The following is a 6668-nucleotide window of genomic DNA, read 5'->3' as shown; positions in this document are numbered from 1 at the left end:
CGGCCCTCTCGGTCGCCTATGGCACCGGACTACGCGTCAGTGAAGTGGTAGGGCTGAAGGTTACGGACGTCGACAGCCAACGTATGACCCTGCGCATTGAACAGGGCAAGGGCCGTAAGGACCGCTACGCGATGCTTTCTCCCGTACTGCTCGAACGCCTGCGGGTCTGGTGGCGTGTGGCCCGGGCCCAGGGCAAGATGCCCGACGGCGGGNGGCTNTTTCCCGGGCTCGATCCCATCGACCCGCTCAGCACCCGGCAACTGAACCGCGCCATTCATGCCGCCGCCGAGGCGGCCCAGATCGACAAGCGCGTGTCCATGCACACGCTGCGCCACAGCTTCGCGACGCACCTGCTCGAACAGAAGGTCGACATCCGCGTGATCCAGGTGCTGCTCGGCCACAAGAAGCTGGAGACCACCGCGCTTTACGCGCAGGTGGCCACCGACCTGCTGCGCGAAGTCACCAGCCCGCTGGAGAACCTGCACAGCATCTGAAACACGGAGCACTTCCGTGCCCGAAGTCGCGGACGTCTTCCGCGCGCATGGGCCCGCGTGGCGACAGACCACACAGCTCAGCCTGGGACAGCTGAAGGTGATGTCGGCCATTGAACAGTGCCGCAGCGCGGCACTGGGTGGACATGTGTTGCGCTGTTCCGGCTGCGAACAGATCGAAGTCGCCTACAACTCGTGCCGTAACCGCCATTGCCCGAAGTGTCAGGCGAGCGCCGCGCACCGGTGGCTCGAGGCACGTCAGGCCGATCTGCTACCGGTCGAGTACTACCACGTCGTCTTTACGCTGCCCGCCGCGATCAGCGCGATCGCCTGGTACAACAAGGCGGTGCTCTACAGCCTGCTGTTCGATGTTGCCGCCGAAACCCTGCGCACCATTGCCGCCGATCCAAAGCATCTGGGCGCGCAGATCGGCGCGACGCTGGTGCTGCATACGTGGGGCTCGGCACTGACGCACCATCCGCACGTGCACGGCATCGTCCCAGGTGGTGGCCTGTCGCCTGACGGCGAGCGGTGGGTCGCATGCCGGCCCGGCTTTTTCCTGCCGGTGCGCGTGCTCTCGCGCCTGTTCCGGCGCCGTTTCCTGGAAGAACTCGCGGCAATGCATGGTCGCGGTCAGCTACGCTTCTTCGGCGAGTATGCCGCGCTTGCCGATCAGGCTACCTTCGCCCGGTGGCTCGCGCCGTTGCGCGCGTGTGAATGGGTGGTGTATGCGAAGCGCCCGTTCGCCGGACCCGGGGCCGTACTCGCGTATCTGTCGCGCTATACGCATCGCGTGGCCATCTCCAACCGGCGACTTATCGCGCTCGATGAGCGGGGCGTGACCTTCCACTGGAAGGATTACCGCGCCAGGGGGCGCACCCGCTACAAGACCATGACGCTCGAGGCCGGTGAGTTCATGCGTCGATTCCTGCTGCACGTGCTGCCAGGCGGGTTTCATCGCATCCGTCACTATGGGCTGCTTGCCAATCCGGTGCGACGGCAGAACCTCGCGAGCATACGTGCGTTGCTGCACGCCCCAGCAGTCACTGACGCCAGCGATGACACCTGTGCGGATACCAGAGCGCCGACCTTTGTCTGCAGACACTGCGGCGCCCCGATGATCATCATCGAGATCCTCCCGCGCACCCATCCGATTCGCGCGCCCCCGACATTCCGAGGCAGCGTATGAGCGCAAATGACCAGGATCTTCATTCGGACCGTCGGCTCTTCGGCAACGAGCGCCAACAGGAGACACTCACGTCTGCCGCTCCAGGCAGCCCCTGGCGCCGCTCGCGGCATCGTCACATCATTCCGGTCGACACCTTCGAAACCGCCTTCGACACCATCCCGACCCAGGTTCGCTTCAGCATCCGGTGGCAAGGCTGACGGTGAGCCCGCTTTATTCCCCATAGCCGATCAAGGTTCCGGCCGCGTCGGTTCACTCCGCGGTTTCCTCCCTCGAGCCTTGTCCAACGCCTGCCCGCATGCGTCGCCGTGCACTCATGGGCTGCGGACAAGGGCAGGCATCGAACAACGCTTAACGACATGAGCTCAAGGCATCAGACAGCACCCGGCCAACAGACGCCCTTTCCATAGAACGCGCGAAGGTCGGATTCCGCCTCGGACAGCGACGTTCAATTTCCGTGCGCGGCGATGCGTAAAAACTGCCATTTTTCGCTCGTCGCCACGGCGTAGCATCATTTCACATCGCCGAGCGAATCGAGCATCATTGACCAGATACAAACGTCCGCCGGTTGCCCGAACCGTTGCAGCCCGCGTTCTCAAGTCTCGCGATCGATTTTGCGCGGCCTGCAAGCGTCATTACTTGCCTGTTGCGCTCCTCACCGCGCATTGCCCGACGATACTCTCCCCGTCACTGAACGTGAACGTGACGGGAACCGCCGAGCCGACCGTCAGCGGCTTCTTTTCCTTCTCGAACATCACGTGATACCCCCCCGGCGCGAATGCGAGTGTCTCGTTGGCCGGGACGGTCACCTTGTCGACCATGACCATCTTCGACGTGCTCCCGGTAGTCTGCGTCTGATGCAGCATGGACATGCCGAACGCTTCCGTGCTGACACCTTCGAGAGCGACTGGCTTGTCACCCATGTTCATCAGTTTAAAGTAGCCGCCGGACGGCACGTCGCCCGGCATCGAGCGGATCCAGCAGTCGGACACCATCATGGCGCTCGACCAAGCGGCCAAAGCGGTTAGCGAGGTAACCGCTAGCTGCAGCGCGATAGCCAGGCGAAAGAAGGGGTGGAGCATGGCATAACCTGCTGTTCTACGTTAAGGATAATGTGATGCGCCGGTGGGACCCAGGTCGCGGCACCGAGGCACGGCTAGATCGTCAAACCGGTCGCGTGTCCACATGGCCGCTCCGCTATCCGCCCGTCGGCGACATATGGCCCAGCACCGCAGCCAGCGCAAGTACGGCTGGCATGACGAGCGCTTCGACACAGAGAACGCCGTTGAAGCGGCGTTGCGCGGCCGGGCAATCCGGATCGTTCCGCTCAGCAAGCACGAGCAGATCGGGCAGAATCGCCATCCGGTTCCAGCCGCCGAGCAATGTCACCAGGACCACACATGCAAGCTTTGCGGCGAGCAACCGACCCCAGGGTGTGCGCAACAGCGGCGCGCTGGCCTGCGCCGTGTCCTGAACGGCGTTGTAGAAACCGGTGACGAGAACAATCACGAGCGCAGTCGTCGCCAGATGAGACAGCGCGGAGCAGAACGCAGCCCTCTGTCCGGGCGGACGGCGTGGTTCGCGTTCAAGCCCGCGCAACAGGATCGCGGCGACGATGACACTGCCCGCCCAAAGCGCAGTCGCGGAAAGGTGAACAACGTGGATCGCCTCACGCCACGAGAAGTCGCCGGAGTCGGCCGCATGGCTCGCGGCTGCCTTGCCCGCGACCCACAGGACGAACCCCGCAGCAAAGAGCGCTGAGCCGCGCTCTTTGTTGAGGCCACTCAACGCCGCGAGCAGCGCGCCGGCAAGCCCGATCGACCACGCCTTACCGACGTGGGACTGTGTCAGCACTGGGGCGATAGCCGAACCAGCTTCACTGAGCGGCGAACCGCTCATGATTGCGGCCTGCAGCCAGAGGTACGCCAGGGCGGTGAGAGCGAGTGCGACTGACGCGACGGTCCGCCAGACTCGCGTCGTGTCTTGCCCAGGCAATCCGCTACGCGCGCCCAGGACGCCGCATGCAAGAACGCCGGTAGCGACGGCAAACAGAACGTCCTGCATCGCGGCCAGTGCCATCTGGGCGACGACCGGATCCACCGTTACTTCACCGTGAACATGTAATGCCCTTGCGTGCGATGGCCGTCGTTGGCAACGGCGACCCACGAGACGGTATACGCGCCCGGCACGAGGGGATTTAGTCCTACCGACATGTGTTTGCTGTTCGACGGGTCAAACGCAGCTTTGCCGCTCGTCACGGACTTGCCTCGCGAGTCCGTGACGGCGATCGAGCTGAAGGCAGGCTCCAGACCATCGTCGAAGTCGATCGCTACGTCCTTCTGTGAGGTCGTGACGGTCGCACCGGCCGCCGGCGCCTCGTGGGTCGGGTAGGCGTGGGCCTGCGCGAGATCGCAGCCGGCGATCAACAGCGCGGCGATGGCCGCGCGTGCATTCGTGTGCAGTTTCATGAGAGGACTCCTTACCGTCAGAACAGCGGCTTGCCGAGCGTTTTCGGCGCGACATCGTCCAAGAAAAGATGGACCTGTACCAGAATGCCCACATGCGAACCGCTCGCGCGGTTGATTGGTATCTGGGCTTCGACACCGAACTGGCCATAGCGGTTGATCCAGATGAACCCTGGATTGATTGTGCCAGTGGTTTGGCCCTGACTCCTCGACAGCGGAACCTCGACGATGGGAACAATGTTCGAGAGCGGCTGCGGCAAGCCGAAATCGTGCACCTGCTGCTGCAGATAGGGCAGGCTGTACTGGACGGTGAAACCGTAGTCGAAAGAATTGGGCTGACCGGCTCCGGTGGTCAACGAAGGCCCAGCTTCCGCAGTAATGGCAACGGGCCGGAGATAGGCCAGCGAGTCAGGCAGATCGCCCATGCCCTTGCCCACGTAAATCGTCGGCGAGATGGCCGAAAAGCTGTCCGCAATCGCGTGGCTGCCGGTTCCACCCAATTCCGCATGCACGCCGACTGAAGTCATGAATTCGTGCGGGGCGTTCACATACAGCAGATACTTAAGGCCGACCCCAAAGTTGTCGAAGCCGTGCGCAGTCGAATTGTTCTGCATCACGTAAGCGCCGTCGACGGACAGCGCAAGCCTCGACGTGATCAGCTTGTCGTACTCAAAGCTGAATGTATTGATGCTTTGATCGCCGTTGTCTCCGGGAACACGCTGATGCCCGTATTCGAAGTTAGCTTCATCGCCGACACCGGGATCATCGACCGCCATCGTTGATGGAAAGACGCGGTCGCCCGCGACGGCATGGGCAGCGGCTGGCGATGAGGCGAGCAGGAGCGCCGTTGCGCCGAACGAGATCGTTGCCGTGGCGAAGAAGGGTTTGCCATGGCGCAGGATATTGATATTCATGTTTCATCCATTGATTGAGGTCGTCATTGCGCCGCCGCGAGTCTGTGAAGAGACACGACGACGCCTGGCGATGCGTTCGTGCACGGCATCGCCACCAGGGCTCAATTCAGGATGAAACGGGAGGCGCGCGCGGCTGAGCGGATGCGAGCGGTTCGACGCGACGAATGCTCTCGAACCGCGTCGCAACGCGATGCTGGATGACCCACACCGTGACCGCAAATTCAGGCTGGGCACTCGGCAACACGGGCATGTGCGCAATCAGGTTGCAGTAGCCGCAAGCATGCCAGTGCGCACCCAGAGAGTGGGAGGTGTCCTCGTTGCCCGATGGATCGCCGGGCGTCGAATCTGCAGAGCAGAGCGAAGCTGGAGAGAGCACAGCTTCATTGCGGCCAGCCAGTGCGTGCGAAACCGTCGGCGCAAGCGTCGCCATCAGGATTGCCAGCAGTCCCAGACAGAAGCTCAATTTCCGGCAGAAACAGCTCAGCATAAGGCCGACGATTCGATGTTGGTCTGGTGACGATCAATGCGGCGCATTATGCCATGCGTTACTTGCAGGCCTCGCCCTGTCACAGCTCGCCGCGTTGCCGAAAGTCTCAAGTCGCCCACTATTGAGACGCTCGCAGGCCCCGCCTGACTGACTCCGAAGGGTGGCGGATTCAACCGGTGGATGCAACGGTGTGGTGAAATCTCTCGGCCGGTGTGTCGAAGTTTAGTGTTTTTCGGGGACGTTCGTTGAGCCGCCTGGCTACGACATTAAGTCTAGCCTGTGAATAGACGGAGAGATCAGTGCCTTTAGGGAAGTACTGCCTCAGAAGCCCGTTCGTGTTTTCGTTCGAGCCGCGTTGCCAGGGATGCTGTGGATCGCAGAAATAGACCTTGATGTCGGTAGCCACGGTAAAGCGGTTGTGATCGGCCATTTCCGAGCCCCTGTCCCAGGTCAGCGATTTATATAGTTCCCGAGGTAACTTGCTGGCGTGTCGTATCAGCGCGTTGATCACAGCCTCAGAATCCTTGCTGGCTACTTTTACCAGCATCACGAATCGACTTTGACGTTCGACGAGAGTTGCAATCTGGCTGGTAGCGTTGCCATACAGCAAGTCACCTTCCCAGTGCCCGGGTATTGCGCGATCCTCCGCTGTAGGGGGGCGTTCGCTGATCGATACAGCGTCGCGAATGTTCGTGCGGTCTTCAGTTTTCAATGTGTGGTGCCGGGACCGGCGCATGACTCGAGAGCGTCGCAAGTGTTCAAGCAATTCCCTTTTCAGGGCGCCCCGAGCCTGAATATAGAGGCTGCGATAGATCGTCTCGTGTGACACCAGATGGTCCTTGTTGACGGCATATACATGCCTGAGCCAACCAGAAATCTGCTCAGGAGACCACTGCAGCTTCAGCTTTGCAGCGNCGACTCGCGCCAGTGTCTGGTTTCTCACCAATTTGCAAACCTTCGGGCGACGTGCCCGATCCCAGGCGAGCGCGTCCGCCTGACCCGCTCGATAATCTTGCATGCCTCCGTTGCGCTGCAGCTCGCGGCTGATCGTGGAAGGAGCTCGTCCCAGCCTGGCTGCAATAGACCGAATCGACGATCGGGCTACCAGGCAGCGAGAAATTTCCT

General features: G+C 61.9%; 9 protein-coding genes. 3 read left to right on the top strand and 6 right to left on the bottom strand.

Going from position 1 to position 6668, the window contains the following annotated elements; genetic code table 11:
• The 3 genes from F759_RS0134755 to F759_RS0134745 form a co-directional block, all read left to right on the top strand.
• Positions 1-494 (top strand): tyrosine-type recombinase/integrase (locus F759_RS0134755; protein ID WP_027803824.1); only part of this gene is annotated, 494 nt, incomplete at its 5' end.
• Between the two features lie 16 nt (positions 495-510).
• A complete protein-coding gene (locus tag F759_RS0134750; protein ID WP_027803823.1) occupies positions 511-1680 on the top strand; it encodes an IS91 family transposase in 1170 nt (389 codons plus the stop codon).
• Complete coding sequence (locus tag F759_RS0134745) at positions 1677-1877, top strand: hypothetical protein (RefSeq protein ID WP_027803822.1); 201 nt, start codon at positions 1677-1679, stop codon at positions 1875-1877. The genes F759_RS0134750 and F759_RS0134745 overlap by 4 nt, the downstream gene beginning before the upstream one ends.
• Before the next feature lie 435 nt (positions 1878-2312).
• Here F759_RS0134745 and F759_RS0134740 read toward each other — a convergent pair whose 3' ends face one another.
• The 6 genes from F759_RS0134740 to F759_RS39720 all read right to left on the bottom strand — a co-directional run.
• The gene (locus tag F759_RS0134740) at positions 2313-2759 is read right to left on the bottom strand and encodes a copper chaperone PCu(A)C (protein WP_027803821.1); all 447 of its coding nucleotides are present in this window, start codon (positions 2757-2759) and stop codon (positions 2313-2315) included.
• Between the two features lie 115 nt (positions 2760-2874).
• Positions 2875-3777, bottom strand: a complete 903-nt coding sequence (locus tag F759_RS0134735) for a copper resistance D family protein (protein ID WP_027803820.1) — start codon at positions 3775-3777, stop codon at positions 2875-2877.
• 2 nt (positions 3778-3779) lie between these two features.
• Positions 3780-4145, bottom strand: a complete 366-nt coding sequence (locus F759_RS0134730) for a copper resistance CopC family protein (RefSeq protein WP_027803819.1) — start codon at positions 4143-4145, stop codon at positions 3780-3782.
• Between the two features lie 17 nt (positions 4146-4162).
• The gene (locus F759_RS0134725; RefSeq protein ID WP_027803818.1) at positions 4163-5056 is read right to left on the bottom strand and encodes a hypothetical protein; all 894 of its coding nucleotides are present in this window, start codon (positions 5054-5056) and stop codon (positions 4163-4165) included.
• A gap of 106 nt (positions 5057-5162) precedes the next feature.
• Complete coding sequence (locus F759_RS0134720) at positions 5163-5543, bottom strand: DUF2946 domain-containing protein (RefSeq protein ID WP_027803817.1); 381 nt, start codon at positions 5541-5543, stop codon at positions 5163-5165.
• A gap of 169 nt (positions 5544-5712) precedes the next feature.
• Positions 5713-6668 (bottom strand): IS30 family transposase (locus F759_RS39720; protein ID WP_036026139.1); only part of this gene is annotated, 956 nt, incomplete at its 5' end.

The sequence above is a fragment of the Paraburkholderia dilworthii genome (genome assembly GCF_000472525.1).
Taxonomy (GTDB): Bacteria; Pseudomonadota; Gammaproteobacteria; order Burkholderiales; family Burkholderiaceae; genus Paraburkholderia; species Paraburkholderia dilworthii.
The sequence above is the reverse complement of the archived record's forward strand: the minus strand, read 5'-3'. Positions and strand labels throughout refer to the sequence as shown.